The organism is Bradyrhizobium sp. BTAi1 (assembly GCF_000015165.1).
GTDB lineage: Bacteria > Pseudomonadota > Alphaproteobacteria > Rhizobiales > Xanthobacteraceae > Bradyrhizobium > Bradyrhizobium denitrificans.
The window spans coordinates 3,813,487-3,838,758 of sequence record NC_009485.1 but is presented as its reverse complement, the minus strand read 5'-3'; the positions used below and the strand labels follow the sequence as shown (position 1 = coordinate 3,838,758).

General features: G+C 64.2%; 28 protein-coding genes. 13 read left to right on the top strand and 15 right to left on the bottom strand.

Annotation, left to right across the window (positions count from 1 at the left end; all coding sequences use genetic code 11):
- Nucleotides 1–12: 12 nt before the first annotated feature.
- From soxA to BBTA_RS17180, 5 genes are all read right to left on the bottom strand, one after another.
- Complete coding sequence (soxA, locus tag BBTA_RS17200) at nucleotides 13–837, bottom strand: sulfur oxidation c-type cytochrome SoxA (RefSeq protein WP_012043763.1); 825 nt, start codon at nucleotides 835–837, stop codon at nucleotides 13–15.
- Nucleotides 838–870: 33 nt separating this feature from the next.
- A complete protein-coding gene (soxZ, locus tag BBTA_RS17195) occupies nucleotides 871–1,197 on the bottom strand; it encodes a thiosulfate oxidation carrier complex protein SoxZ (RefSeq protein ID WP_012043762.1) in 327 nt (108 codons plus the stop codon).
- Nucleotides 1,198–1,212: 15 nt separating this feature from the next.
- Nucleotides 1,213–1,665, bottom strand: a complete 453-nt coding sequence (gene soxY / locus BBTA_RS17190) for a thiosulfate oxidation carrier protein SoxY (RefSeq protein WP_012043761.1) — start codon at nucleotides 1,663–1,665, stop codon at nucleotides 1,213–1,215.
- A gap of 20 nt (nucleotides 1,666–1,685) precedes the next feature.
- A complete protein-coding gene (soxX, locus tag BBTA_RS17185) occupies nucleotides 1,686–2,129 on the bottom strand; it encodes a sulfur oxidation c-type cytochrome SoxX (RefSeq protein ID WP_041750720.1) in 444 nt (147 codons plus the stop codon).
- A gap of 125 nt (nucleotides 2,130–2,254) precedes the next feature.
- Nucleotides 2,255–2,827, bottom strand: a complete 573-nt coding sequence (locus tag BBTA_RS17180; RefSeq protein ID WP_244424444.1) for a thioredoxin family protein — start codon at nucleotides 2,825–2,827, stop codon at nucleotides 2,255–2,257.
- 99 nt (nucleotides 2,828–2,926) lie between these two features.
- On the opposite strand from BBTA_RS17180, the gene BBTA_RS17175 reads away from it, so the two are divergent.
- Nucleotides 2,927–3,634, top strand: coding sequence for a hypothetical protein (locus BBTA_RS17175; RefSeq protein ID WP_012043758.1), 708 nt, complete (start codon nucleotides 2,927–2,929; stop codon nucleotides 3,632–3,634).
- On the opposite strand, the gene BBTA_RS17170 is transcribed toward BBTA_RS17175, so the two are convergent.
- Nucleotides 3,635–4,369 (bottom strand): cytochrome c biogenesis CcdA family protein, encoded by a 735-nt coding sequence (locus BBTA_RS17170; RefSeq protein WP_012043757.1) that lies wholly within the window; start codon nucleotides 4,367–4,369, stop codon nucleotides 3,635–3,637.
- Between the two features lie 131 nt (nucleotides 4,370–4,500).
- Between BBTA_RS17170 and BBTA_RS17165 the strand changes: the two genes are divergently transcribed.
- From BBTA_RS17165 to BBTA_RS17150, 4 genes are all read left to right on the top strand, one after another.
- Nucleotides 4,501–4,875, top strand: coding sequence for a thioredoxin (locus BBTA_RS17165; protein WP_012043756.1), 375 nt, complete (start codon nucleotides 4,501–4,503; stop codon nucleotides 4,873–4,875).
- A gap of 24 nt (nucleotides 4,876–4,899) precedes the next feature.
- Entirely contained in the window at nucleotides 4,900–5,250 is a 351-nt protein-coding gene (locus BBTA_RS17160) for a helix-turn-helix transcriptional regulator (protein ID WP_012043755.1), read from the top strand.
- 136 nt (nucleotides 5,251–5,386) lie between these two features.
- Nucleotides 5,387–6,472 carry a YeeE/YedE family protein gene (locus BBTA_RS17155; protein ID WP_041750719.1) on the top strand — a complete coding sequence of 362 codons (1,086 nt, stop codon included), beginning with the start codon at nucleotides 5,387–5,389 and terminating at the stop codon, nucleotides 6,470–6,472.
- A gap of 286 nt (nucleotides 6,473–6,758) precedes the next feature.
- Nucleotides 6,759–9,056: an FdhF/YdeP family oxidoreductase gene (locus BBTA_RS17150; protein ID WP_041750718.1), complete on the top strand. Its 2,298-nt coding sequence runs from the start codon at nucleotides 6,759–6,761 to the stop codon at nucleotides 9,054–9,056.
- A 207-nt stretch (nucleotides 9,057–9,263) separates the two neighbouring features.
- On the opposite strand, the gene BBTA_RS17145 is transcribed toward BBTA_RS17150, so the two are convergent.
- On the bottom strand, nucleotides 9,264–9,458 hold the full coding sequence (locus BBTA_RS17145) for a hypothetical protein (protein WP_041750717.1): 195 nt from the start codon (nucleotides 9,456–9,458) through the stop codon (nucleotides 9,264–9,266).
- A gap of 86 nt (nucleotides 9,459–9,544) precedes the next feature.
- Nucleotides 9,545–10,120: a TetR/AcrR family transcriptional regulator gene (locus BBTA_RS17140; protein ID WP_012043752.1), complete on the bottom strand. Its 576-nt coding sequence runs from the start codon at nucleotides 10,118–10,120 to the stop codon at nucleotides 9,545–9,547.
- A gap of 309 nt (nucleotides 10,121–10,429) precedes the next feature.
- Here BBTA_RS17140 and BBTA_RS17135 point away from each other — a divergent pair, with 309 nt between their 5' ends.
- The 4 genes from BBTA_RS17135 to BBTA_RS17115 all read left to right on the top strand — a co-directional run bounded on the left by BBTA_RS17135 (nucleotide 10,430) and on the right by BBTA_RS17115 (nucleotide 16,978).
- Nucleotides 10,430–11,599 (top strand): HlyD family secretion protein, encoded by a 1,170-nt coding sequence (locus BBTA_RS17135; RefSeq protein ID WP_012043751.1) that lies wholly within the window; start codon nucleotides 10,430–10,432, stop codon nucleotides 11,597–11,599.
- Nucleotides 11,596–14,370 carry a ribosome-associated ATPase/putative transporter RbbA gene (gene rbbA, locus BBTA_RS17130; RefSeq protein WP_012043750.1) on the top strand — a complete coding sequence of 925 codons (2,775 nt, stop codon included), beginning with the start codon at nucleotides 11,596–11,598 and terminating at the stop codon, nucleotides 14,368–14,370. Before BBTA_RS17135 ends, rbbA begins: the two co-directional genes overlap by 4 nt.
- A gap of 2 nt (nucleotides 14,371–14,372) precedes the next feature.
- On the top strand, nucleotides 14,373–15,485 hold the full coding sequence (locus tag BBTA_RS17125) for an ABC transporter permease (RefSeq protein WP_012043749.1): 1,113 nt from the start codon (nucleotides 14,373–14,375) through the stop codon (nucleotides 15,483–15,485).
- 1,121 nt (nucleotides 15,486–16,606) lie between these two features.
- Complete coding sequence (locus BBTA_RS17115) at nucleotides 16,607–16,978, top strand: hypothetical protein (RefSeq protein ID WP_012043748.1); 372 nt, start codon at nucleotides 16,607–16,609, stop codon at nucleotides 16,976–16,978.
- Between the two features lie 378 nt (nucleotides 16,979–17,356).
- Here the strand turns inward: BBTA_RS17115 and BBTA_RS17110 are convergent, their stop codons facing one another.
- On the bottom strand, nucleotides 17,357–17,656 hold the full coding sequence (locus tag BBTA_RS17110; RefSeq protein ID WP_049795376.1) for a hypothetical protein: 300 nt from the start codon (nucleotides 17,654–17,656) through the stop codon (nucleotides 17,357–17,359).
- Nucleotides 17,657–17,687: 31 nt separating this feature from the next.
- On the opposite strand from BBTA_RS17110, the gene BBTA_RS38200 reads away from it, so the two are divergent.
- Nucleotides 17,688–17,879: a helix-turn-helix domain-containing protein gene (locus BBTA_RS38200; protein WP_049795375.1), complete on the top strand. Its 192-nt coding sequence runs from the start codon at nucleotides 17,688–17,690 to the stop codon at nucleotides 17,877–17,879.
- Between the two features lie 397 nt (nucleotides 17,880–18,276).
- On the opposite strand, the gene BBTA_RS17100 is transcribed toward BBTA_RS38200, so the two are convergent.
- From BBTA_RS17100 to BBTA_RS17090, 3 genes are all read right to left on the bottom strand, one after another.
- Nucleotides 18,277–18,978: a VIT family protein gene (locus tag BBTA_RS17100; protein WP_012043746.1), complete on the bottom strand. Its 702-nt coding sequence runs from the start codon at nucleotides 18,976–18,978 to the stop codon at nucleotides 18,277–18,279.
- Nucleotides 18,975–19,379: an OsmC family protein gene (locus tag BBTA_RS17095; protein WP_012043745.1), complete on the bottom strand. Its 405-nt coding sequence runs from the start codon at nucleotides 19,377–19,379 to the stop codon at nucleotides 18,975–18,977. The genes BBTA_RS17100 and BBTA_RS17095 overlap by 4 nt, the downstream gene beginning before the upstream one ends.
- Nucleotides 19,380–19,522: 143 nt before the next feature.
- The gene (locus BBTA_RS17090; RefSeq protein WP_041750714.1) at nucleotides 19,523–20,089 is read right to left on the bottom strand and encodes a cytochrome b; all 567 of its coding nucleotides are present in this window, start codon (nucleotides 20,087–20,089) and stop codon (nucleotides 19,523–19,525) included.
- Between the two features lie 327 nt (nucleotides 20,090–20,416).
- Between BBTA_RS17090 and BBTA_RS17085 the strand changes: the two genes are divergently transcribed.
- A complete protein-coding gene (locus BBTA_RS17085; RefSeq protein ID WP_012043743.1) occupies nucleotides 20,417–21,658 on the top strand; it encodes an APC family permease in 1,242 nt (413 codons plus the stop codon).
- Nucleotides 21,659–21,793: 135 nt separating this feature from the next.
- Here the strand turns inward: BBTA_RS17085 and BBTA_RS17080 are convergent, their stop codons facing one another.
- The 3 genes from BBTA_RS17080 to BBTA_RS17070 are packed head-to-tail and all read right to left on the bottom strand — an operon-like array spanning nucleotide 21,794 to nucleotide 23,319.
- A complete protein-coding gene (locus BBTA_RS17080; RefSeq protein ID WP_012043742.1) occupies nucleotides 21,794–22,705 on the bottom strand; it encodes a DUF1259 domain-containing protein in 912 nt (303 codons plus the stop codon).
- Between the two features lie 15 nt (nucleotides 22,706–22,720).
- Nucleotides 22,721–22,957, bottom strand: a complete 237-nt coding sequence (locus BBTA_RS17075) for a PepSY domain-containing protein (protein WP_012043741.1) — start codon at nucleotides 22,955–22,957, stop codon at nucleotides 22,721–22,723.
- A 41-nt stretch (nucleotides 22,958–22,998) separates the two neighbouring features.
- The gene (locus BBTA_RS17070) at nucleotides 22,999–23,319 is read right to left on the bottom strand and encodes a hypothetical protein (protein ID WP_148221459.1); all 321 of its coding nucleotides are present in this window, start codon (nucleotides 23,317–23,319) and stop codon (nucleotides 22,999–23,001) included.
- Between the two features lie 250 nt (nucleotides 23,320–23,569).
- Here BBTA_RS17070 and BBTA_RS17065 point away from each other — a divergent pair, with 250 nt between their 5' ends.
- Nucleotides 23,570–23,848, top strand: coding sequence for a metal/formaldehyde-sensitive transcriptional repressor (locus BBTA_RS17065; protein WP_041750712.1), 279 nt, complete (start codon nucleotides 23,570–23,572; stop codon nucleotides 23,846–23,848).
- A 4-nt stretch (nucleotides 23,849–23,852) separates the two neighbouring features.
- Nucleotides 23,853–24,917: a sulfite exporter TauE/SafE family protein gene (locus BBTA_RS17060; RefSeq protein WP_012043738.1), complete on the top strand. Its 1,065-nt coding sequence runs from the start codon at nucleotides 23,853–23,855 to the stop codon at nucleotides 24,915–24,917.
- Nucleotides 24,918–25,272 lie beyond the last annotated feature (355 nt).

Genomic DNA, 25,272 nt, shown 5'->3' with positions numbered 1-25,272 from the left:
TTGTGTCCGCAGCTAGTTGCGGACCGACGGTGTCTCGACGGGCAGACCGATGCCGCGCCAGGCGACGTAGAGCTCGAGCGCGAGGAACTCGTCCGACAGCGGCTTGTAGGGTACGCCGCGCACGTCGAACATGCAGCCCTCGAAGCGTTCGTGCAGCGGGATCAGGCGCTGATCGCGCAGCCGGTAGGTCGGAAAACCGTTGGTCTGGCCCTGGCTGAGAAAATCGGCGCGCATGAACTTGCCGTTGTTCTTCTCGTGGCAGGAGGCGCAAGCGAGATCGAGCTGGCCGACGCGCGTGTAGTAGATCTCCTTGCCCTTTTCGAACCATGGCGACATCGGACCGTCGGCCTTCACCGCCACCGGCAGGCCGCGCGACTGGAAGCGCACGAAGGTCGTCATGTCCGTCAGCTCCTTGGACTTGAACGCCCAGGGCTCCGCCTTCATGTGCTCGGTGCGGCAGATGTTGATCTGCTGCTCGAGATTGACGGGCTTGTTGAGCTTCTCGCTCCATTTCGGCATGGCCGCGCCGACGCCCTTCATGGTCTTTTCGGCCTCGCCGTGGCAGCTCATGCACGACTTGCCTTCGCCGCCGTCGACCGTCTTCCAGACATCGGCCGCACGCTCCACGGCGAGAAAACCCGGATTCTCCAGGTCGTCGTCCTGCAGCGCGCGGGTTTCCTTGGTGCGGAACTGATAGCCCGAAATGATGGTCTGGAACACGTGACCGGGAGGCGCCGGAATGCCCTTGCGTTCCAGCTCCTCGCCGGAGGTCGCGACCGCCGAGAGGACCAGCGCAGCCGTCGCCAGACCAGCGAGAGAACCGTAGCGAATGGACATCCGTCACTCCCCGTAGCGATCACACGATTCCGGTCAGGCCTTCAGCGCGATCTTTTCCTCGGCTGTCACCACCGAGCCGTCGTCATCGGTCCAGGCGAACTTGAAGGTGCCCTCCTCGTCGATCCTGGCGTCGAACTGGATGTATGGGTTCGCCGAGATCGCCGGCTCCAGCGCGCAGGAGAACACCGGCCTGCCGTTGAACTCGCAGGTGAACTTGTTGATGATCTTGCGTGCAATCGGCTTGCCCTGTGCATCCTTGCGCTGGCCCGATTCCATCAGATGCGAGACCAGCGTCTTGATCTGGATGATCTCGCCCTTCTTGGCTTCCTTCGGAAGCTTGATCCGCGGCTTGTCTGCCATGTTCTCTCTCCTGTCTCAGCCGCCGCAGCCGCCGATGGTGACCTTGACCGTCTTGCGCTCGGTGAACAGCGAGCCGTCGCTCATCTTCGCGACCGCGATCACGTTCTGGGTCTGCGCCAGACGGATGCGGATCGACGCCTCCGCCTTGCCGGACATCGGCGTGAACATCAGAGTCGCGACGCCGGCATTGGGATTGCCGTCGGCCACGAACAGCACTTCCTTGACGTAGTTCTCGGCCGTCATCGGGCTTTCGACCGTGAGCGCGAGCGGCACAGTGTTGCCGTTCTCGGCAATCTCAGGCAGATCGAGCGTGATCTTGCCCTTGGCCGCTTCCTTGCCACCGGTGAACTTCTTGATCAGCTCGGCCGCGTCGTTGCTCGGCTCGGCGTTGGCGGCCATCGGCAGCACCGTCAAGGCGACGAAACCGCCACCGAGAAGGAACGCCTGTCGTCTGTTGATTGCGCCCATGCATCATCCTCCAGAGGCGGTTATTTCAATGTTTCGAGAAACGCGACGACGTCCTCGACCTGCGCGGCCGTGAGGACGGACTTGCCGACGAATTCCGGCCTGACCCGATTGAGTCCGTCGTTTTTGTAGAAGGCGGGCATCACCGTGTCGGTGAAAATGCGCTTGGGATCGGCAACGATCAGGCGCAGCTGCGCCGTATTGTAGCGGGTCGCGACGCCATCCAGCGACGGACCGAACTCGCCGTGAAACTCTTCCGACTTCAGCGCCGAGACCTGATGACAGGCAAGGCAGTTACCCAGCGTCCGCGTCAGAAACACCTTCTTGCCGGCCTCGGCATTGCCGGGCGCACCCGTCAGGGATTTTGGAATCGCATAGTCGACGATGTCGAGCCTGATCGGCTCGTCACCTCGCGCGGTTGCCGACAGCAACACGCAGAGCAAGGCGGCCGGAATCAAACGGCGCATGTTTCCACCCTGACCGACGAGGCTTCCCCTCGCCTGCTGATGCGACGGACTTACGGTCCATCATATTCATAAATTATGATTTGATAATGTGATTAATGTCAACCGAATTCGATGCGGCAGCGCACTCAACCCTTCGACGACGTGAGATAGTCGCGGAACGAGCCGCGCTCATAGGCCTTGTCGCGTACGAAGCGGAACATCGCGAGGAAATGCGGCGGCTTGAGATAGCCGGGCGCGCGCGCCACCTCGCGTGCAAGCGGCTCCTTGGCTGCAACGCCGTCGACCGACGGCGGAAAGAACTGGAACGTCGGCGTGAATCGGATCGCGTAGCGCTCGGCGAGCTCCTTCTCGGTCAGCTCCCGGCCATCGAAATCGATCACCTTGCGCGCGCCGAGCAGGTTGAGTTGCAGCACCTCGAAATTGGCGCGGATGTAGTCCGCGATCGCTTGATCGGCGAAGTTCACCAGATGCGTCTCGCGGCAATAGGGACAGCCGCGCAGCTCCCACATCACAGCAAGCCGCTTGCCCTCGGACGAGGCGCTCTCGAGGTCCTCGCGCAGATCCAGGAAACTGTTGAGGAACCAGGACTGGTGATAGAGCCCGTCATCGCCGAGCACCGCGTCGGCGCGCGCCGGCGTGTGTATGGCGCCGAACGCGGCTGCTGCAGGCAGCAGCGCAACCAGATCGCGTCGGGTCATCGTCCGGTTCGTCATCATCAGCCTGCTCGCGCGCTTTGCCAAGTCCATGGAATTTCGATACATAATATTCGAATAGTAGAATGTGAGAAGGGACATTCGATGCTGCGCCGCGCCATCCTGCTGTCGCTCGTGCTGTCATGCCTCGCGCATGGCATACGCGGGCACACCGAAGAGAACGCGGATGTTGCGGCCTTCATGCACGCGGCGATGGCCAGCCTGCGCACAGCCGCGAGTTATGGGCGCACCGGCAATGTGGGCTTGGCGCAGCTCGAGCTCGACGACGCCCGGACCGCCTGGGCCAGGCTCGCCGAGCGCTCCAATGCGCCGTCTTCGGCCCAATCCTTCGCCGCGCTGATCGCCACTGGACACGATCGCCTGAAGCAGGCGGACGAAGCGCTGGCCGCGGGTGATGGTGCCCGCGCTGCGGCGGCCATTGCCGCGTTGCGCCAGTCGCTTCACGCCTTCAGACGCGAGGCCGGCGTGGTCGAGCTCAGCGATTGCGTGTTCGGCCTGTCACCTGTCATGAACGAGTTGCGCAACGCCGCGATACGGTTCGCGGCGGGCAAGGCAGATGCCGGCGATGTCGTCCAGGCCGGCACCGCGCTGCGCGAGCGGCTGCAGCGCTGCAGCGGCCTGGCGACGCCGGACGTTGCGAGCCAGGCCGAATTCCGCCGCCTGATCGACGGCGCCACAGCAAGCGCGGGCGAGATCGGCCGTGCCGCACGCGAGGGCGATGCCGGTCTCGTGCATCGCTATGAGATCGAGCTGCAGTCCTTCGTCAATCTGCTGGACTTCCGCTTCGGCTGATCAGCCGATCGTGGCCAGCGAGGGAAAGCGCTCGAATATCCATTCCGACATCCGCGGGACCACGCCGGTGAGAAAGGCCGCGCCGGTCAGCACCAGAAAGCCGCCCATGGTCTTCTCGACCAACGCGAGATGCGGCTTGATGCCCTTCAGCAGGGTCATGAACTCGCTCATGAAGGCGGCGGCGATCAGGAACGGGATTCCGGTTCCGAGCGAATAGGCCGCGAGCAGCAGAGCGCCCTTGGCGACTGTCGCCTCCGCGCCGGCCATCATCAGCACGGCGGCCAGAACCGGCCCCGCGCATGGCGTCCAGCCGAAGGCGAAGGCCAACCCCATCACGAAAGCGCCGAGCAGTCCGGCCGGCTTGCGGCCGACATCGATGGTCGCGCTGCGGTACAGCAGCGGAATCCTGAGCAGCCCGAGGAAATGCAGGCCCATCATGATGATGACGAGGCCGGCGACGAGGCCGAGCTGGCTGAGGTGGCCGGCGATGAATCGGCCGAACACGGAGGCGGTGGCGCCAAGACCGACGAAGACAAGCGAAAAGCCGGCGACGAAGCAGAGCGCCGTCAAGACCGTGCGCCGCCGCGGCACCGGTGCGGCCTCGATGACGGTCTCGGCCGCCGACACCCCGGCCATGTAGCACAGGAACGGCGGCACCAGCGGCAGGATGCACGGCGACAGGAAGGACAGCAGCCCCGCGGCCAGCGCGGCGCCCAGCGTGACGTCGAGATCCATCATTCCTCCCGGGCTGGACACCCCTGCCCCATGCAGCCCGCCTTGACGACGCGGGCTTCGGAAACGGAGCACTAGTACATATTCGAATTCAATGATAGATTGGAGCGCAAGTCCAGCAAGAGGATTGCGGCATGACGCTCAAAATCGCAAAACTCGCATGGGCGGTGGCGGCGGGCCTTTGTCTCTCGTTGCCGGCCGCCGCCTCCGAACTCGTGATGTTCGAACGTGCGGGCTGCGGCTGGTGCGCCCGGTTCAATGCCGAGATCGCGCCGATCTATTCCAGAACTGACGAAGGCCGCGCATTGCCGCTGCGGCGGGTCGACCTCGGCCAGCCGCTGCCGGCGGATCTCGCCGGCATCGATCCGGGCGCGTTCACCCCGACCTTCGTGGTGGTCGATCAGGGCCGCGAAATCGGCCGGATCCGCGGCTATCCCGGTGATGCGTTTTTCTTTGGGCTGCTCGGCCGTATAATGAATGCTACAAGCGGGGCGCCGGCCCGCTCCTGACGGACAATCGAGGATCCAGAATTCATGCCGCTGCCGAAGTTGAAGGACATCGAAACCTCCGCCGAGCTCGAGCAGATGATCGAGAAGGCGCGGGAAGCCAGCGAGATGCTGAAGGCGCTGTCCCACGAGTCCAGGCTGCTGCTGCTCTGCATTCTCTCCGAAGGCGAAAAATCCGTCACCGAGCTCGAGCAGTTCCTGGGCGAGCGGCAGTCGACCGTCTCGCAGCAGCTCGCCCGTCTCCGGCTCGACCGGCTGGTCACGACGCGGCGCGAGGGCAAGACGATCTACTACAGCCTCGCCAGCGAGGACGTCCGCAAGATCCTGACGGCAATCTACGACGTCTTCTGTGAGCCCGTCCGCAAGCGCCGCCGCTGACATTCGTCGCATCGCAATCGCCTTCGCTGACCGTCCGGCTCCCACCGCAGACAGAGCAGCGGGCGCGGCAGGAGGTCTGGCTTCGCCGCCGATCCTGGCGCACAATGCCGGGACGAAAACAAGGACATCGGGGGGAATGCTCAGTCCGTCAGCATTGACGTTCATGTGCGGTCTGCTGGCAGGCGGCGTTCTCGGCGTTGCCGGGCGCGCCGGCCGGTTCTGCACGCTCGCGATGCTGGAGGACGCGTTTTTCGGTGCGGATACGCGGCGCCTCAAATCCTTCGCCCTGGCTGCGGCGGTGGCGCTGGTCGCCACCCAATTACTCGCGAGCTTCGGCCTCGTCGATCTTTCGCGCTCCATCTATCTGACCTCATCCATTCCGCTCGGCGGCGCCATCCTGGGCGGCTTCATGTTCGGGATCGGCATGGCACTGGTCGGCACCTGCGGCTTCGGCACGCTGGTCCGCATCGGCGGCGGCGATCTGCGCGCCATCGTCGTGTTCCTGGTGCTCGGCGTCTCGGCCCTGGCCGCAATGCGCGGGCTCACCGGATTCCTGCGCGTTGGACTCATCGAGCCGCTGTCGCTGCGCCTGCCGGAGACGATGAGCCAGGGCATCGACGTTCTGCTGTCGACAGTGCTTGGATCATATGCGCGGCCGGCCGTCGTCTCCATCGCGGCCGTCGCGCTGGCCGCCTGGGCGCTGGCTGACGGGCGCCTCGTCAAATCGCCACGGCTGCTGCTCTCGGGCGTCGCCGTCGGCAGCGCGGTTGCGTTCGGCTGGTTCGCCACCGGCTGGCTCGGCAATGACGATTTCGATCCGGCGCGCGTGGCCTCGCTGACTTTCGTCGCCCCGCTCGGCAACACCGTGCTCTATATCGCCACGCTGTCCGGCAGCCGGGCCGATTTCGCGATCGGCTCGGTGGCGGGCGTGATCCTGGGCTCCTTCGTCGCGGCGATGTTCTCGCACGTGTTTCGCTGGGAGGCCTGCGACGACGCGCGCGAACTGAAACGTCACATGGTCGGCGCGCTGCTGATGGGCACCGGCGGCATCATGTCGATGGGCTGCACCATCGGCCAAGGCCTCTCGGCGCTCTCAACGCTCGCGCTGTCCGCGCCGCTGACCATGCTGGCGATCACCTGCGGTGCACGCCTCGGACTCGAATACACCATGACCGGCGAATGGCGGCCAGCCGTGCGCAACCTGCTCCGGATCAGCCATTGATCGACGGCAAATTTGCGGTTGCACCCTGCACCAGCCGACAGTCCGACGCGGTTCAAAGAACAAGCGCCGGAAAAAGCGGCCGTCCGCTGATAGCCGCGGCCGGCGTGCAACAAGGTTACGCGGCAGATCGGAAGATTTGGTTCCCCGAAGCACGGTGGCTGAGCCACTCGGCTACGACCGCCCTTCCTCCGAGCTGCGATCACGATCGACCTGCGACTGAGCTCAGGAACTGCGGCATCGCATGTGCGTTGGCTGCGTGCGGGGCTCGTGCCGTACGGAGTTGAAGATGTCTCAGGCCGATCATAGGAGCCTTCAGGACCACGAGCACACAGTCCATTACGACGGGCCCAGCGGCGGCTGGGGATCGCTACGCGGCATCGCACGGATCTTCGGCAAGGAGTGGGCCACGCCGGCGGCGCTCGAGACCCTGGCGCGGCAGAACAAGCCCAAAGGGTTCATGTGCGTGTCCTGCTCCTGGGCGAAGCCCGCGGACTACCACACCTTCGAGTTTTGCGAAAACGGAGCCAAGGCCACGCTGTGGGAGCTCACCACGCTTCGGTGCACGCCCGACTTCTTCGCGCAACACACCGTGGCCGAGCTGCTGACCTGGAACGACTACGATTTGGAGCAGCAGGGCCGCTTGACGCATCCGCTGCGGTACGACCCCGAGAGCGACAAGTATCAGCCCTGCTCGTGGGAGGAGGCTTTCCACGCGATCGGCGCAGAGCTCCGTCGGCTCGATCCGACATCCGTCATCTTCTATTCGTCCGGCCGGGCAAGCCTGGAGACGTCCTACCTCTACGCGCTGTTCGCACGCGCCTATGGCAACAACAATCTGCCTGACAGCTCGAACATGTGCCACGAGACCACCTCGGTGGCCCTGAAGAAGGTCATCGGCGCGGGCGTCGGGACGGTCGTGTTCGACGACCTGAAGAATTGCGACGCCATGTTCTTCTTCGGCCAGAACACCGGCTCCAACAGCCCTCGCTTCCTGCATCCGCTGCAGGATGCCGCGAAGCGCGGCGTGCCGATCGTCACGTTCAATCCGGTGCGCGAGAAGGGCCTGATTGCGTTCACCAACCCGCAGAACCCGGCGGAGATGCTGACCGGCAGCGAGACGCCGATCAGCACGCAATATCACCAGGTCCGGCTCGGCGGCGACATCGCCGTCATGCTGGGCATCTGCAAGCATGTGTTCGCCGCCGACGACGCGGCCAAGGCCGAGGGGAAACGGGTTCTCGATGTCCGCTTCATTGAACAACACACCCAGGGTTTCGGCGACTTCGAGGCCAAGGTGCGCGGCACATCATGGTCCGAGATCGAGGCGAAGTCCGGCTTGAGCCAGGGCGCGATCGAGCGGGCCGCAGAGATCTACGTCAAGGCTGACCGGGTGATCGGCGTCTACGGGATGGGCCTGACTCAGCATGTTCACGGCTTCGAGAATGTCGCCATGTTCGTCAACATGCTGCTGCTGAAGGGCAATATCGGCCGCGACGGGACCGGAATATCTCCGGTCCGCGGGCATTCGAACGTGCAGGGACAGCGCACCGTCGGCATCTCCGAAAAGCCGGAGCTGGTGCCGCTCGACAAGATCGCCGAACAGTTCGGGTTCGATCCGCCCCGCGACAAGGGGATGAACACGGTCGAAGCCTGCGAAGGCATTCTCTCGGGGAAGGTCAAAGCCTTTTTCGGCCTTGGCGGAAACTTCGTCCGAGCGATACCGGAGCGTGAGGCGATGGAACGTGCATGGCGCAAGATGGACCTGACGGTCCAGATCGCGACCAAGCTCAACCGCAGTCATCTGGTGAACGGCAGGACCGCCTATCTGCTGCCCTGTCGCGGCCGCACCGAACAGGACCTGCAGGCCAGCGGGCCTCAAGCCGTGTCGATGGAGGACACGTTCAGCTGCATCCAGGGCTCGATCGGGTTGCGGAAGCCGGCAAGCGAACATCTCAAATCGGAGGTCGACATCGTCGCCAGTCTGGCCGAGGCAACCCTGCCGCCCAATCCCAGGCTGAAGTGGCGCGAATGGGTCGACAACTACGCCCTGATCAGGGATCTGATCGCGCAGACCTACCCGGACGAATTCCACGATTTCAACGAACGGATGTTCAAGCCGGGCGGATTCTATCGCGGCAATTCCGCACGCGAGCGGATCTGGAAAACCACCAGCGGCAAGGCCGAGTTCACCGTCCCCGACACCCTGGACGCCGCGGGATTCGACGACGCACCTGGACGCTACCGGCTGCTGACGATGCGCAGCAACGACCAGTTCAACACGACGATCTACGGATTCAGCGACCGCCTGCGCGGTATCGAGGGCACCCGTCAGGTGCTGCTGATGAATCCCGACGACATCGCCAAGGCCGGACTGCAGGAGGGACAGATGGTCTCGCTGATCAGCGACGCGCAGGATGGCATCCACCGCGAGGCGGGACCGTTGAAGGTGACGCCGTTCAGCCTGCCTGCTGGATGCGTCGGCTCGTACTATCCGGAGATGAATCCGCTCATGCCACTATCGCATCACGATCAGCAGTCGAAGACACCGGCGGCCAAATCGATCGCGGTGAGACTGAAAATCTAGGAGGGCAGACGATCGTCGGCCGCCTGCGACTACAGGTTTTTGTCCCAGCGGCAGCGAGCGAGGCACGCCACAGACGTGGCTCCTTCAATCCGACGGATTCCCCCGGGTGACGGACAATCCTTAGGCCACGCTCCGCGTCATCATGTCGTGCCATGCTTGGCCCGCGATCCAGAGTCGCACCGAGCACGCCGCCGAGAGACGCGCCGCTCACCTGTTCGGACCGGCGGCGCTGAGCCAGGCGCCCTCGTCGAAGCCGAGCCCCATCGCGCCCTTGATGTCGGGAAGCCCGATGCCGAGCAGGCGACTCTGAAAGCTCGCGATGAACGGTCCCAAGATGACCGCGCCAACGGCGCCCGTGACCGGCCCCAGTGCTTCAACGTCGACTGAGTTGGACCTGCTCACGCGAACCTCCCGCTGCGGAGCAGCTCATTCGACTTTTCCGGACCTCACTCTCCCGGTGGTGAACTCAGCGTGGCGGGACCGCGTCGTCATGTCGTGCCGCCCTCGCCTTGATGCTCCAGGACTGCGCCGAGCACGCCGGCGATGAGGGCCCGCAGTTCGTCCTCGTCGGACTCCACGAAAGGTTTGACGCGAATGACGTTCCTGAACAGGGTGACCCCGGTCAGCAGCGCCATCGCGAGCGTGGCACAGCGGGCGCTCGCATCCCCGATCCGGCCGGACAGAGGCTCGATCGCCGTCTCCAGGACGAACTGCCGCAAGATCGGCAGCGCTTCCGGGCTCGAAATCGAATGAATGAAGATCCCGAGCGCCTGCCCCTTTGGTGGGCGGCTTGACACCGCGCGCTGCGCCATAGAGGCGGCGATCTCCTCCGGCGTTCCCGCGATCAAATCCGTCATGTCCGCAGCGTCTCGGATGGCTTCCGTAAACAGCTTCTCCTTGGATCCGAAGCAGCGATGCACATAGGAGACGTCGATGCCGACGTCCCCTGCAATGTCCCGCAGGCTCGTCCGCTCGTAAGAGTTCTGCGAAAAGCGTTTGACGGCGGCCTTCAGGATCCGCTCGCGAGAGCTGGTCTTAGGGCGCGATGTTGCGGTGGCGGTCATGAGGGCTCGCTATCGGGTGTCGCCGTTCCGATTGGACAGGAGCGGAGCGGCATGCCGGTCGGTCCGGCCACGATCATCCTAACATGCTCGGCAGGTCAACGTGTGTTGACTTGCATCAAGCCGGGCGGCCCGTGATGGCCTAGGCTTGGCCAGCCTTTCGAAGCTGCAGAGGAAATCATCTCCATGGTCAAGCGAGCACGTCCGGCATTGGCTGGTGCAGGTCCCACCGCATGCGCGGGTCGAACGCGGAGCTTCGGCGCGCATCGGGGCATGGCGCGTCGCGTCGCGCAGATCATGGAGGACTGACCGATGACTGGAGCCCTGGAGACCCCGTCCAAGAGTTCGCTGCCCCCTGCCCCGTCGCCGACCGGCGCGGCCCCGCTTTCGGTCAAGCCGACCAAGCGGCCGCCGCCGCGGACGTCATGGCGGAAGGTCCTGTTGCTGCTCCTCTTGCTGGGTGCGGGCGGTGGGTACTATGCGTGGCAGAAGCTCAGCCATCCGGGGCTCCCGCCAGGGCTCGCCAGCGGCAACGGGCGGATCGAGGCGACCGAGATCGACGTGTCGACCAAGATCGCCGGCCGGATCAAGGAGATCCTGGTCAACGAGGGCGATTTCATCTCCGCCGGTCAGGTCCTGGTGCGAATGGACACGGAGCAGCTGGAAGCGCGGCGTCGTCAAGCCGAGGCCGAGTTGCGGCGCGCCGTCATCGGAGTCGAGACGGCGAAGAGCCTGATCCGCCAGAGGGAGGCGGAAGGCGTCGCGGCGGATGCCACGGTTGCTCAGCAGGACGCGAAATTCGAACAGGCCGAGAAGAAGCGTGCACGCTCCGAGCAGTTGATCACCACCGCCGCGGTCTCGCAGCAGGTGCTCGACGACGATCGCGCCAATTCACTCGCGACCAAGGCAGCGGTAAGTGCAGCCAAGGCCCATGCGGCCGCGACCGAGGCAGCGCTGAGTGCGGCCAAAGCCCAGGTGGTGGATGCCGAGGCCGCGGTCGATGCAGCGCGGGCGGCCATCGAGACGATCTCTGCCGATATCAATGACAGCACCTTGAGGTCACCCCGCGACGGTCGTGTGCAATATCGCGTCGCCCAGCTCGGCGAGGTATTGGCGGCGGGCGGACGCATCCTCAACCTCGTCGATCTCGGCGACGTCTACATGACGTTCTTCCTGCCGACGGCAGAGGCCGGGCGGGTCGCCATGGGCAGCGATGTCCGCCTCGTGCTCGACGCGGCGCCGCAATACATCGTGCCGGCGAAGGTGACGTTCGTCGCCGACGTCGCGCAGTTCACGCCGAAGACAGTGGAGACCGAGGAGGAACGGCAGAAGCTGATGTTCCGGATCAAGGCCCGGATATCGCCGGAGCTGCTCAGGAAGAACATCCGCAACGTCAAGACCGGGCTGCCGGGCATGGCCTATGTCCAGCTCGATCAGAATGCGGACTGGCCGGCGACGCTGCAGCGAGGTCTGGTGCAATGAGCGGGAAGCCGGTGGGCGCTGATCACCAGCCGCAACGCCACATTGTCCGTCTGGAAGAGGTCGGCCTCCGCTTCGGCAAGACGCGAGCGCTCGACGCTATCACGCTCGATCTGCCGTCGGGCTGCATGGTCGGCCTGCTGGGGCCTGACGGCGTCGGCAAGTCCAGCCTGCTGTCGCTGATCGCCGGCGCGCGGGTCATCCAGGAAGGCCGGGTCGAGGTGCTCGGCGGCGACATGGCGGATGCCGCGCATCGCGCGCGGGTCTGCCCGAAGATCGCCTATATGCCGCAGGGGCTGGGCAAGAACCTCTATCCGACGCTGTCGGTGTTCGAGAATGTCGACTTCTTCGGACGTCTGTTCGGGCACGACAGGCACGAGCGCGAGCGCCGCATCGGCGACCTGCTGAAGCGCACCGGCCTGGCGGCCTTTGCCGAGCGGCCGGCCGGCAAGCTGTCCGGCGGCATGAAGCAGAAGCTGGGGCTGTGCTGCGCGCTCATTCATGACCCGGACCTTCTGATTCTCGACGAGCCAACCACGGGCGTCGATCCCTTGTCGCGCCGCCAGTTCTGGCAGTTGATCGACAACATCCGGGCCGACTCGGCCGGCATGAGCGTCATCGTCTCCACCGCCTATATGGAGGAAGCGGCCAGATTCGACTGGCTGGTGGCGATGGATGCCGGACGGGTGCTGACGGCCGCGACGCCGCGCGAACTGCTGCAGCAGACCGGAACGACGACGCTCGACGACGCCTTCATTGCGCTCCTGCCGGATGAAAAGCGCCAAGACCACGCGCCCGTGGTGATTCCGCCGCGTGCCGCTGCAGCCGACGAGGACGTCGCGATCGAGGCCGACCACCTGACGATGAGGTTCGGCGATTTCACGGCGGTCGACGATGTCAGCTTCCGCATCGGGCGTGGCGAGATCTTCGGCTTCCTCGGCTCGAACGGCTGCGGCAAGACCACGACGATGAAGATGCTGACCGGGCTGCTGCCGGCCAGCTCGGGAGAGGCGCGCCTATTCGGGCACGACGTCGACCCGAACGACATGGCCGTCCGCCGCCGCGTCGGCTACATGTCGCAGGCGTTCTCGCTCTACACCGAATTGACCGTGCAGCAGAACCTCGAGCTGCACGCGCGTCTGTTCGGCCTGCCTCCGGCAGAGACACCGGCGCGGATCGAAGACATGGCGCAGCGCTTCGAGCTTGCCGGCGTCATGGACGCACTGCCCGAGGCCCTGCCGCTCGGCATCCGTCAGCGACTGTCCCTGGCGGTGGCGATGATCCATCTGCCCGAGATGCTGATCCTGGACGAGCCCACATCGGGCGTGGACCCGGTGGCCCGCGATGCGTTCTGGCGGATCCTGGCCGATCTGTCGCGCCGGGACAACGTCACCATCTTCGTCTCGACGCACTTCATGAACGAGGCGGAGCGCTGTGACCGCATCTCGCTGATGCATGCGGGACGCGTGCTCGTCAGCGACACGCCGGCGGCCATCGTCGCGCAGCGCGCGGCATCGACGCTGGAGCAGGCGTTCATCGCGTATCTGGAGGAGGCGACGCACGCAACGGATCCGGTGCCCACGCCTGCCCCGACGGCTCGGGACGGAGACGATGTCGCCGCGGAACGCAAAGCCGGGCGACGGCGCCTGTTCGATGCGAGGCGTCTGCTCGCCTATAGCCAGCGTGAGGCGCTGGAGCTGCGGCGCGATCCGATCCGGGCCGCTCTCGCCACGATCGGCAGCGTGGTCCTGATGCTGGTGATGGCCTACGGCCTCAACCTCGACGTCGACAACCTGTCCTTCGCCGTGCTCGATCGCGACAATACGACCATCAGCCGCGACTACGCGCTGCAGATCGCGGGATCGCGCTATTTCGTCGAAAGGCCGCCGATCGCGGACTATACCGATCTGGACCGGCGCATGCGCAACGGCGAACTCAGCCTGGCGCTGGAGATCCCGCCGGGGTTCGGCCGCGATCTCGAGCACGGACGGAACGTGCAGATCGGCGCGTGGATCGACGGAGCGATGCCGAGCCGCGCCGAGACGGTGCGCGGCTACGTGCAAGGCATCCATGCCGACTGGCTGTCGAAGAAGGCGACCCAGCTCCTGGGGAAGCGCGCCGCCACCAGTGAATTCCAGCTCGAGATGCGCTACCGTTACAATCCGGCCGTGGCGAGCCTCGTCGCCATGGCGCCCGCCGTCATTCCGCTCCTGCTGCTGATGATCCCCTCGATGCTGGCGGCCCTCAGCGTCGTCCGGGAAAAGGAGCTCGGCTCGATCATCAACTTCTACGTCACGCCGGTCACCAGGCTCGAGTTCCTGGTCGGCAAGCAGCTCCCCTACGTCGCACTCGCCCTGTCCAACGCGGTGCTGCTCGTCCTGTTTGCAGTCCTCGTGTTCCGCGTCCCGTTCACGGGAAGCTTCCCGACCTTCATGCTCGCCGCGCTGCTCTATGTCACCGCCACGACCGGGATCGGGCTGCTGATCTCGAGCTTCACCAGCAGCCAGATCGCGGCGATGTTCGCCACGACGCTGCTCACGATGATCCCCGCCGTCCAATACTCCGGTCTGATCGATCCGGTCTCTTCGCTGCAGGGCGTGGGAGCAGTCATCGGCCGGGTCTACCCGACCACCTATTTCGTGACCATTGCGCGTGGCACGTTCTCCAAGGCGCTCGATCTTCGCGAGCTGTGGACGCAGCTGCTGCCGCTGGCCGCGGCCATTCCCGTGCTGATCGGAGCGGGCGCCGCGCTCCTCAAGAAGCAGGCAGATTGATCATGCAGATCGTCAACATCGTCCAGCTTGGCATCAAGGAGCTGCGCAGCCTGCTCCGCGATCCGATGATGCTCGTGCTCATCATCTACGCGTTCTCGGTCGCCATCTACACCGGCTCCAAGTCGATGCCGGAAAACCTGAACATGGCGACCATCGCCATCGTCGACGAGGATCGGTCGCCGGCCTCGTCCCGCATCATCACGGCATTCAACCCGCCCTATTTTTCCCTGCCCCGGCTGATCAGCCAGCCGGAGATGGATCGGCGGATGGACAATGGCATCGACACCTTCGCTCTCGACATTCCGCCAAACTTCCAGCGCGACCTGCTGGCGAGGAAATCTCCCGCGCTTCAGCTCAACATTGATGCGACGCGCGTCTCACAGGCGTTTACCGGCGCGGGCTACATCCAGTCGATCCTCACAAGTGAGGTCAGCGAGTTCCTCAGGCGATATCGCAGCTCCGCCGCCCTGCAGGTGGATCTGGACCTGCGGGCGCGCTTCAACCAGGAGCTCAAGCAGGCCTGGTTTGGCGCCATCAACAACCTGATGTCGAATATCACGATGCTCTCGATCGTGTTGACCGGAGCCGCGCTGATTCGGGAGCGCGAGCACGGTACGATCGAGCACCTGCTCGTGATGCCGGTGACGCCGTCCGAGATCATGCTCGCCAAGATCTGGTCGATGGGGCTCGTGGTGCTGGCGGCGTCCACTTTCGCGCTGGGCGTCGTCATCCACGGGCTGCTCGCCGTCCCGATTGAAGGCTCGTGGCTGTTGTTCCTGGCCGGAACGGCCCTCTACCTGTTCGCCACGACCAGCCTCGGCATCTTCCTTGCCACCCAGGCCGGCACGATGCCGCAATTTGGTCTGCTGCTGATGCTCGTGCTGCTGCCGCTGCAGCTGCTCTCCGGAACCATGACCCCGCGGGAGAGTATGCCCGAGCTGATCCGGGACATCATGCTGGCCGCGCCAAATACGCATTTCGTCATGATGGCGCAGTCGATCCTGTTCCGCGGAGCCGGCTTCGACGTCGTTTGGAGGCAGTTCGCGTCCTTGTTCGTGATCGGCACGATCCTCTTCGCCTTCTCGCTGCGCAAGTTCAGAGGGTTTCTGAAGTAGCGAGGCAGCTGCTGCCGACCACTTGCCGACGATCAGATCTGCACATCGCAGCTTGCCGCTTGAACGAGATCTTCGACCGCCACACAAGCGGCTCTCAGATGAACGCGATCCGTATGCGGCCTGTGACACCTTACGCCGCTTACAGGATTGAGACGTGGGCGCCACGCCGGCGCGCGATCTCGTCACGGTCACCTTCTCCACGTTTCAAACAGCAGGCGCGACGATGCCATCTCGCGGCGGCCCGTGCCCGAGTTTTTGCGATCGGTCGACCTCTTCCCGGGAAGAAGAGGCGCAGGGAAGGCCGGGTATCGACTGATACCCGCGGTCCGCGTGCAGCAAATAAGCACGCGGTAGAACCACAGGTTCAGCCCAATATCCGGCCTTCCCTGCGCGACGGTTTGAACGGGTTATAGGCGCTCTCCCCGGGGATCGGCTGTCTTGCCCCCGTCGCCAGCGGATCATCATCCCGACCGGCTTGGCATCAGCACCGCGATGCCAGGACCACACCATTTCGCCGTCGCATCGCTCCGTTCGCCGGCCCGGCTGTGACACCAGGCTGCAGAGCAACACGCCCGTCGCATCTTCCAGCTCGACGCTCGTGACGATCGCGAAACGTCCCTCTTCAGCGAGCCGGGATGCGCGGAAAGGTGGAGGTGATTTGCCCGACGAGACAAGCGATGCGTCCGCGACAAACTGGCACGACGGGCGGCTGGCGCATGCGGGCGATGCAGAGATTGCCCGTCGTGCGGCTCCGGATGGCACGCGTTGAGCGGAGCATCGTGGCCGGTCTCGTCGACATCCCTTCAAACGTCTGTCACAGTGATGAATTGTCCGCCGCGCCGAGCGCCTGGGTCGGCAGAGCAAGGACGCAGCGGCACAGGTCCGATCGCATCAAAGTTCCGGCCGGGCTGGAACTCCAGAGGGGAGCAGCGGTTCTCATACGGTGGACCTGACCTTCGCTTTGGGACCGCCGCCGGCTCCGCAAGCGAGTTCAGGTTCAGAACCGCAATCGCTTATCCGTCTGCCGGCATTGTTCGGCTCTGGCATTCGTCAACAGTTATCGGCAGAGCCCGACGCGGGAGACATCCGTCGATCACGGCGCACTTCACCGGAGGCACAACATGTCGACCAAACAATCACTCCTCGGCCGCACGGCCATCATCGCTTCATTGACCGCACTCGCGATCGGCGCCCTGACGCCGACGAGTGCCGATGCTCGGAATCGGCGCTGGCACGGCGGCGCTGCGGCCGGCGCGGCCCTTGCGGCGGGAGCCATCGGCACCGGTCTTGCGATCGCCGCGAGCCGCGACGCCTATGATTATTATGGTGGTCCGGTCTATGGCGGCCCGGCCTATGAGGAGGTGCCGGCCTATTACGGCCCGAACCCCTACGCCTATGGCTATTATCGCAAAGGCGAATACCCCTATCAGGTGTATGGCGGCGAAAGCCCGAACGCGGTCTGCGCGCAAGGAACCACCTGGAATTGCCGCTGAGGGGCTGCTGATGGAAACCTCGGGGCCGCACAGGGGGCGGTTTCGCGGCGTTCGCCCGGCACCGAGGCCCAGCGCGTCCCTGCCCTCGTGACCAGTCCCGTGGCCCGCCATGAGCGTAGCGGCATGCGGGACCGGTCGCGGGGCGTTTCCCCGAAGCCCGCTGAGCCTCGGCGGGCGCGCCCCCGGCCAACGTCAAACGCGATGACTTGCGTTGATCCCGGCACAGTCAGTCTCGCGCACTGTCGCGGCTCCCCCCGCAAACGGATCGCCCGGAGAGCAACACCCAGCGGCGTGAGTCGCCGAAGCTGCCATCCGCGTCATCGCGCGTCACCAACCAAACGAAGATCGATCCTGCCGATCAGCTCCGCGCGAAACCTCTCAGCGGCGGCGATCGCCGCCATGGTCGCGCGCCGCCGCCGACGACTGCTCGAAACATTCGACATAAGGCGCGAAGTGACCGCAAGGCAGGCTGACGAACTGCTTCGGCTCGCCCGCCTGGGCGAAGGCCGCGCGCGCCGCCTCGATCGGCATCAGCGTGTCGCCCTCCGCAGCGATGACCATCAGCGGACGCGGCGCGATGCGATGCAGATAAGCAGCCGGCTCGAAGCTGAAGGTCAGCTCCAGGGTCCGCACGGTGACCTCGTTGCGCCACAATGGCGAGAATTTCGCCGCCTCCATGCACCAATCATACGCGTCGGGTGTCGCGAGAATGCACGGCGTCGTCCGCCAGCGCCGCCTCGACCGTTGCCGCAGCGATCTGGAAGCCGCGCGCCGCACCGAAAGCATCACCAGCATTGCCCTGCGCTGGGGCTTCAACGACCCCTCGCATTTCAGCCGCCTGTTCCGTCGCCGCTACGGCATCGCGCCGCGCGCGCTGGCACGAAAGAGGCAGGAGGCCTGATTACGCGCCGCGGTTCGATGGCCTCGTAACCGGACATCCCGAACAATCCGAACAGCCTCCGCATCTGCAGGCGAATGCGGACCAGCACGTCCTCCTTCATCGCGCGAGCGTCGAGGATGACCCTATCGGTCGCGCCGCGATCGGACTTGAACTCTGCGGCGTCCGTTGCCGCCAGCGTGCCGTTGACCATCATTCTGCCGAGCATGGTCGCATATTTCTTGCCGCGACAGACCCTGCCGCCGATGGAAAGGCAGCATTGGTGCTCGCGGCTTACTCCTCGATGGCGGCGATCGCTGCGCCATTGTGCGGGATCATCGCTTCGGTTCTTGCCGGCTTCGCATCCGGCGCACGATGCCGGAAGCAAGTTCGCTCTCGAAGGCTATTCAAAGCACCGATTTCAAACGACGGCCCCAAACAGCTTTCCGATGCCTGCGGTGAGACCGAGGGCGAAAGCCCCCCAGAACGTCACGCGAACCGTGGCGCGCGGAATGTTCGCCCCGCCCGCCTTTGCGCCGATCGCACCCAGCACCGCGAGGAAGGCGAGAGACGCCGCGGACACGATCGGGACCAGCGCGTTGACCGGCGACAGGACGACCATCAGCAAGGGCATGGCGGCCCCCACCGAAAACATCATGGCCGAGGTCAGGGCAGCCTGGATAGGCCGCGCTGCGGTGATCTCGGATATTCCCAATTCATCACGCGCATGAGCTGTCAGTGCGTCTTTCGCCATCAACTGCTCCGCCACCTGCCGCGCCAGGGATTGCTCGACACCCCGCTTGATGTAGATGTCGGCAAGCTCATCGCGTTCAAATGCCGGGTTGTCGCTGAGTTCCTTGCGCTCTCGCGCAAGGTCGGCCTGCTCCGTGTCCGACTGCGAACTGACCGAGACATATTCTCCGGCGGCCATCGACATCGCTCCAGCGACCAGCCCCGCAACGCCGGCGATCAGGACGTCGTTTCGAGTCGCTGCTGCCGCGGCAACACCGACGATCAGGCTCGCAGTCGAAATGATGCCGTCATTGGCGCCCAGAACGGCCGCCCTGAGCCATCCGATCCGCGCCACCAGGTGGCTTTCCGGATGGACGTGAAGGCGGCTCATGTCTTTCTCCTGATCACGCCCTGCAACTTCGTCGCGGCCGCCACGGTGTTGGATATCGTCCCATACTTCCGGACATTCTGATGGAGTAATTCGAGCCGACGGTCATCTTCGTCGGTGTCGATGATCAGCTCATAGTCGATCGACGCCATCATCGGCGGGCTGTCCTGCCGGACGCCGATCAGGCGCACTTCGACGCCGCTCATATGGAACTTGAGCATCGGCGTGACACGTTCGATTCCCTTGATCATGCAGGCAGCCACCGCAGCAAGCAGAAGCTCCGCAGGGTTGAACGCATCCCGCCGTCCCATGACATCCGTATCGAGCACCACGGTCGCATCCTTGCAGTCTGCGACGCTTTCATGCGCATCGATCCGTCTGGCGCTGACGCGATACTCCAGCATTGGCGTGTCTCCCGATCGGGTTTGCCTGGAGATTGTCAATCCGGACGACGAGCGGAGCGATCGACCAGATCCCGGCCTTTCAGTCACGCCGGCAGAGGTGTCCGGCGGACTCGTCATCTCCTGCAGGCGCGTCATTCCTTTAATTAAGTGTCCGAGTGAGGGAGCATGCGAAGGAGCGTCCGATCGCGGAAGATCCAGTGATGGATCAGCGCTGCAGCCGCATGCATTGCGGCCACGATGACCAGCGCATGGGCGAGAATTTCATGCACTTCCTTGACGTTGTGAGCAAACGCGCGGTCCCTGGCCCAAGGCGAGGCGATCTCGGCGATGCCAAACAGCGGCAAGGCATCACCGCGCGCAAACTGCAACACAATGCCAACGACAGGCACGGCAAAAAGCAGCGCATAAAGGACGTAGTGCGCGAAACGCGCGGCCGGATCCTGCCACTTTCCCATCCATGAGGCGAACTCGGTCGCTTCGGGCGGTGGAGATGGATCGGCCAGCCGCCAAGCCAGACGCACCACCAGAAGCGCGAGGATCGCGGTTCCGGCCATCACGTGGACGAACAGGCCGGACTCCCGCGGCGCGCCCTTGGGCAGCACATCACCGAACACGCCAATGACCCAGGCAACGGCCACGAGCAGCACCGTGAGCCAATGCAGTATCTGAGGAATCGCGCCGTATCTCCGCGTCGAATTGAAGAGCTGCATCTCAAGATCCTCTCGACACAACGTAGTTCGGGCTCGATGACCCCTCGTTGACGTGGATCAAGTCCTTGCAGACCTGCGCTGCTTCGGGCTCCACTCGGACTTCGTAGCTCCGGCATCAGTCGAGGCCGTGAATGCCGTTGGAGGAATTCCGGCGCCCCCGCCATCTTGGTTGCTTTCGCGGCAGCGGCTGGTGCATTTTACGGCCCAGCCATCGGCTGAGAGCAAGACCACTCCACGCAAGACTTCCTCGATCGACTTGCAGCTGAGACCGTTTCTGCCCTGAACACGTGCGGGTGCACGTGTCATTCCAAGCGAGGAGAACGTCGAATGTCTATCGAGGCTGCTGGCTCGCCGGCCGAGTCGCAGCGCCTGTTGCGGTCACTGTCGCTGACCCAAGCGGTGCTTTATGGCCTTGGCGTCACCATCGGCGCAGGAATCTACGTCCTGGTCGGGATCGCCGCGGCACGCAGTGGTATGCATGCGCCACTTGCCTTCATCGGTGCAGCCCTTGTGATGGCGTTCAGTGCAGCATCATTCGCCGAACTGGGAACGCGCATGCCCGTCAGCGCCAGCGAGGCCGCTTATGTGCAGGCCGCTTTTGGTCGCAAATGGCTCAGCCTCGGGGTCGGGCTTCTGGTGGTCGCGACGGCAACAATCTCCGCCGCAACCATCAGTGTTGGTAGCTCGGGCTATGTTGCCGTGTTTCTGCCGATTTCGGCTCCGTGGATCATCTCGGGAGTCGTTCTTGCGATGGGCGTCGTGGCGTGTCTCGCCACGGCCCAATCCGTCACCTTCGCCGGGATCATGACGGTTGTCGAGGTGGGCGGTCTCGTGCTGATCATTGTGACTGGCCTCGGTCACGGGACGGATGTTGTCACACGCCTGCCGGAAATGTGGCCGCCGACACGTGATACGGAGGCCTGGATTGGATTGGGCGGAACGGCCCTCATCGCAGTCTTTTCCTTCATCGGCTTCGAGCACGTGGTCAACATTGCGGAGGAAATGAAGGAGCCGAGTCGCACCCTGCCCCGTGCGCTGTTCCTGACCCTCGGTTTGACCGCGCTGATCTACGCGCTGGTTGTGTGGATTGCCGTCACGGCGGTACCTCCGCAGGAACTCGCGCGCTCATCGGCACCGCTTGCGCTGGTCTTCGAGCGACTGACAGGCCTGCCGCTCGTCACCATGAGCGCAATCGCCATTGTGGCCACGCTCAACGGCATCATTGTGCACATGATCATGATCGGTCGCGTCATCTATGGTCTCGCGGATCAAGGCAATTTGCCAAGGGTCTTTGCCCGGTTGAATTCGGTCACGCAGACGCCGCTTCTTGCGACGGCGTTCGGCATCGGAGCGATCCTCGTACTCTCACTGGCCGTTCCGCTTGGTGGCCTTGCAGATCTCACGGCGCGCTTCACCCTTGTTGTTTTCGCAATCGTGAATATCGCGCTGATCCGGATTAAGGGCAGACGACAGCCGGCGCCATCTGGGGCGTTCATTTGCCCGATGTGGGTGCCCTGCTTCGGCCTCGCCTCGAGCCTCCTGCTTCTCGTCGTCGATCTTGTGGCATGAAGAAGGTTTGCCGATTTCGGTATCCCCTGCTCTGCGCCCGCTACAGTGTAAGCACCGGGGGCTCACGAACCGGCTCGCGCAGTGCGGAGACCACCACGCGTCTTAGGCTGTAGCGGGCAGGCCGGCCGTCTTTGGCTAGCTCTTCGTGCTGGCAGTCTTGTCGAGCGCCGCGCGGAGACCTTCCGCGAGCTTCACGGCATCGTCGTTCGCCCAGAAGTGCATGAAGAAGAGCCGCGGCTGTTCATCGAGCATGTGACTGTGCAAGGCGGTCACCTCGATGCCGTGAGCCCGCAACGCCAAGATCACGGGGTTGACCTCGTCGCCAGTCAGAACGAAGTCTCCGGTTATTGCCGCCTTGCCTGCTCCGGTCGGCTGGAAATTGATTCCAATCGCGACGCCCATCGCGCCGACTGGCGTCAGCGGAGTGCCATCTTGCGTGATCGCATCGCGTCGCTTCACGCTGTACTGGTAGACCCCTCCGTTGGCCTGCCCCTTGACGCCGATGATCTGATCGAGCTTCGCCGTATCGAGGTCCACGGCAGGCGACGGCCCCGTCGGCGCCGGGACCACCAATGGCGTCTTGCTTTCGGCCAGCGCGTCGTGGATGGCCGAGGCCAGTCTGACAGGTTCTCCATGACCGGCGACGTGCATGTAGAAGGTCGCAGGGTTCGCCCGCAGCAAGTGATTATGCACGGCGGTGATCTCGAGACCGCTCGCGATCATTTTGGCCATGACCGGATTGATCTCAGTCTCGAGGAGCACAAGGTCTCCCATGACCATGGCACCGCCATGCGCGGGCTTGAATGCGATCCAGCCGCCGAGCGCCAGTGCCGGCTTGATCGGCACTCCGTCCAACGTCACCGCGAGATCCGTGCGCGGAAAGCTGTAGCGGTGAACGTCGTCAGAGACGGCGGGCTTGCGGCCGAGCGTCTCGTCGACCTTTTGCCAGTCGACGTCTTGCGCATGGGCCGCCGAGGCGAGCCATTCCGAAGCCGGCGCCAGAACGCAGGCGCCGATGCCGATCAGGGCCAGGATTGCTTTTCTCATCGCGCTGCTCCTTCCTCAGTCCTGCTGTTCTTTGATCCGGCCGCCGCTATCGACGACGAGCCGCACTTCCTTGCCGTTCTTCATCGCCTTCGCGGTCGTGCCTTCCGCGGTGGACTTGATGTCCCTGACTTGCGAATAGCCGGCTGCCTGAATCTTGGCGACGAGCTCTTCCTGGGTCAGCGCATGGGCGGGTGACAGCCCCGCCACTAACGCCAGCAAGGCTGCGACTTGAGAGATATTCGGTATCCGCATGATCGTTCTCCTGGTTGTCCTGCCCCAGGTGAAGTCAGTCGTCATACCGCCGCTCGATGAGGTCTCGTGTGCAGCGAGAAGCAGATCAACAGATTCAGGATCACGACGGCAGCGGGTGACCGCCGGGAGCAGATGATCTCCCGGGGAGCCACCCAACAATGGCATTCGGCGGCCTGCCGGGCGACGCAGGTGAGTACCGCATAAGCCCCACCGAACGTCACCACCGCCATCTCGAAGTCATCCTCGACAAGCGTCCGCGCGGCCGACGCACCGAGCAGTCGAGACAATTTGTCGGGTGGAATCGAACTGGATGATGATGACATGCGGCGCCCTTGGTGATCCAGGACGCGATGCTTGGGCATGTCGCCTCGCGGGGAGATCGCACATCCCCGTACCGCAAATAGAACTCCTGAAGCCGGAGCTGTCAACCCGTTCGCACCCGAGATGTCACGCCGAAGGATCACGAAGACTTCACCGCTCCGGAACCGTTCATCTCACCGCCAAGGCGCAGGCCGGCGTCAATGGGAGCGGAACCGTCTCGCTTGGCCGGCCTGCGACACGCGCCATCGCGCTCACCTTGACCGAAATAGGGTACCCCCCTATCTTATGGGGATGTCGCACACCATCAAGCACAAGTCGAAGCTCCTGGCGCGGGTGAAGCGCATCAAGGGGCAACTGGACGCGGTCGAGCGTGCATTGGAGGCCGAGCTCGGCTGCACGGACGTCCTGATGCTGGTCGCATCGGTCCGGGGCGCCGTCGGCGGGCTCACCACCGAATTGATCGAGGACCACATCCGCCATCACGTCGTGGATCCGGACCGCGAAGAGGATCCCGAAAAGGCCAAGGGTGCGGCCGACCTGATCGACGTCGTCCGAACCTATTTGAAGTGAATTCATGACCGATCTGTCGCACCTGCTGCAGCAGAGCAGTGCTCACGCATGGCTCTTCGTTCCGAGCGCGATTCTTCTCGGCGCGCTGCATGGTCTCGAGCCCGGCCATTCCAAGACCATGATGGCCGCTTTCATCGTTGCGATCCGTGGCACGGTCTTCCAGGCCGTGCTTCTTGGACTGTCGGCGACGATCTCGCACACGGCGGTGGTATGGGCGGTCGCCTTTCTCGGCCTCTACTTCGGCCACGATCTCTCCGGAGAGCGCAGCGAAGCCTATCTCCAGATCGCGTCTGCACTCATCATCCTCGGAGTCGCCGCGTGGATGGTCTGGCGCACCTGGCGCGGGACGACCGAGGAGCACGGCCACGATCATCACCAGGACGAACCGCAGGCCGTCTCGCTCGCGGGCAGGACGCTTTCGATCGCGGTGTTCGAGACCGGCGTTCCGCCGCGCTGGCGGATTTCCAGCGACGCAGGTGGCCTCCCTTCCGCCGCGGACATCGGGGTGACGACAGTCCGTGCCGATGGCAGCGAACAGAGCTTCGCGTTCGTCGACCGCGACGGATATCTGGAGAGCACCGAGGAGATTCCGGAACCGCACGCCTTCAAGGCACGCATCGCACTCGCGGGCGATGTCGCCGAAATGCGTTTCGGGGAGCACGATCACGACCACATGGACCTCGGGGAACAGGATGACGCGCACGCTCGCGCTCATGCCGCCGACATCCAAAGGCGCTTCGCCGGACGCACCGTCACCACACCGCAGATCGTCCTGTTCGGTCTCACCGGCGGCCTAATCCCGTGCCCGGCAGCCATTACAGTTCTTCTGCTCTGTATTCAGTTGAAGCAGTTCAGCCTCGGCTTCGCACTGGTGCTCTGCTTTGGCCTCGGCCTCGCCATCACCATGGTATCGGCCGGCGTCGTTGCCGCTCTCGGTATTCGGCACGTCGAACGCCATTGGAGCGGCTTCAGCCGCTTCGCACATCGCGCGCCCTACGTCTCGGCGGCCTTGATCGCCCTGGTCGGGCTCTACACCGGCTGGATCGGCCTGCATGAGTTCGCGTCGTGATGTCCGCGGCCTCGGTATCGGCCCCGGATTGAGGTCTTTTCAGTTTTGGAACCAATTGCTTGCAGCCGTTTTTTTAACAAAAGATCGGAACGGATTCCCGGCTCGCGACTCATTCCATCGCAACTCAGATGGGGTAACGACCTCGTGCCGCGTTTCAACTATTTCGCCCGAGAAGCCGCAGCGACGCTCCTGAGGATGGCAAAGACGACAACAGATCCGGCCGTGGCATCCGGCTTGATCCAGCGTGCGGCCGATCTCAAGGAGCGCACGGAGGAACTCCCGGCGGTCCCCGAGGTCGATGCCATGGCAGAACAGTCGCCGAAGGCTCTCACAAAGAAGCAGAGCTAGCTCAACT

Bases quoted from the DNA above. Each gene is read 5' to 3' on its own strand.
- BBTA_RS17095 (WP_012043745.1), bottom strand. From the start codon at position 19,379: ATGCTGGAGTATCGCGTCAGCGCCAGACGGATCGATGCGCATGAAAGC.
- BBTA_RS17165 (WP_012043756.1), top strand. From the start codon at position 4,501: ATGACGCTCAAAATCGCAAAACTCGCATGGGCGGTGGCGGCGGGCCTT.
- BBTA_RS17090 (WP_041750714.1), bottom strand. From the start codon at position 20,089: ATGCAGCTCTTCAATTCGACGCGGAGATACGGCGCGATTCCTCAGATA.
- BBTA_RS17085 (WP_012043743.1), top strand. From the start codon at position 20,417: ATGTCTATCGAGGCTGCTGGCTCGCCGGCCGAGTCGCAGCGCCTGTTG.
- rbbA (WP_012043750.1), top strand. From the start codon at position 11,596: ATGAGCGGGAAGCCGGTGGGCGCTGATCACCAGCCGCAACGCCACATT.
- BBTA_RS17125 (WP_012043749.1), top strand. From the start codon at position 14,373: ATGCAGATCGTCAACATCGTCCAGCTTGGCATCAAGGAGCTGCGCAGC.
- BBTA_RS17100 (WP_012043746.1), bottom strand. From the start codon at position 18,978: ATGAGCCGCCTTCACGTCCATCCGGAAAGCCACCTGGTGGCGCGGATC.
- BBTA_RS38200 (WP_049795375.1), top strand. From the start codon at position 17,688: ATGCACGGCGTCGTCCGCCAGCGCCGCCTCGACCGTTGCCGCAGCGAT.
- BBTA_RS17135 (WP_012043751.1), top strand. From the start codon at position 10,430: ATGACTGGAGCCCTGGAGACCCCGTCCAAGAGTTCGCTGCCCCCTGCC.
- BBTA_RS17140 (WP_012043752.1), bottom strand. From the start codon at position 10,120: ATGACCGCCACCGCAACATCGCGCCCTAAGACCAGCTCTCGCGAGCGG.
- BBTA_RS17160 (WP_012043755.1), top strand. From the start codon at position 4,900: ATGCCGCTGCCGAAGTTGAAGGACATCGAAACCTCCGCCGAGCTCGAG.
- BBTA_RS17080 (WP_012043742.1), bottom strand. From the start codon at position 22,705: ATGAGAAAAGCAATCCTGGCCCTGATCGGCATCGGCGCCTGCGTTCTG.
- soxA (WP_012043763.1), bottom strand. From the start codon at position 837: ATGTCCATTCGCTACGGTTCTCTCGCTGGTCTGGCGACGGCTGCGCTG.
- BBTA_RS17115 (WP_012043748.1), top strand. From the start codon at position 16,607: ATGTCGACCAAACAATCACTCCTCGGCCGCACGGCCATCATCGCTTCA.
- BBTA_RS17060 (WP_012043738.1), top strand. From the start codon at position 23,853: ATGACCGATCTGTCGCACCTGCTGCAGCAGAGCAGTGCTCACGCATGG.
- soxX (WP_041750720.1), bottom strand. From the start codon at position 2,129: ATGCGCCGTTTGATTCCGGCCGCCTTGCTCTGCGTGTTGCTGTCGGCA.
- BBTA_RS17155 (WP_041750719.1), top strand. From the start codon at position 5,387: ATGCTCAGTCCGTCAGCATTGACGTTCATGTGCGGTCTGCTGGCAGGC.
- soxY (WP_012043761.1), bottom strand. From the start codon at position 1,665: ATGGGCGCAATCAACAGACGACAGGCGTTCCTTCTCGGTGGCGGTTTC.
- BBTA_RS17150 (WP_041750718.1), top strand. From the start codon at position 6,759: ATGTCTCAGGCCGATCATAGGAGCCTTCAGGACCACGAGCACACAGTC.
- BBTA_RS17065 (WP_041750712.1), top strand. From the start codon at position 23,570: ATGTCGCACACCATCAAGCACAAGTCGAAGCTCCTGGCGCGGGTGAAG.
- soxZ (WP_012043762.1), bottom strand. From the start codon at position 1,197: ATGGCAGACAAGCCGCGGATCAAGCTTCCGAAGGAAGCCAAGAAGGGC.
- BBTA_RS17175 (WP_012043758.1), top strand. From the start codon at position 2,927: ATGCTGCGCCGCGCCATCCTGCTGTCGCTCGTGCTGTCATGCCTCGCG.
- BBTA_RS17070 (WP_148221459.1), bottom strand. From the start codon at position 23,319: ATGCCCAAGCATCGCGTCCTGGATCACCAAGGGCGCCGCATGTCATCA.
- BBTA_RS17075 (WP_012043741.1), bottom strand. From the start codon at position 22,957: ATGCGGATACCGAATATCTCTCAAGTCGCAGCCTTGCTGGCGTTAGTG.
- BBTA_RS17170 (WP_012043757.1), bottom strand. From the start codon at position 4,369: ATGGATCTCGACGTCACGCTGGGCGCCGCGCTGGCCGCGGGGCTGCTG.
- BBTA_RS17110 (WP_049795376.1), bottom strand. From the start codon at position 17,656: ATGGAGGCGGCGAAATTCTCGCCATTGTGGCGCAACGAGGTCACCGTG.
- BBTA_RS17180 (WP_244424444.1), bottom strand. From the start codon at position 2,827: ATGACCCGACGCGATCTGGTTGCGCTGCTGCCTGCAGCAGCCGCGTTC.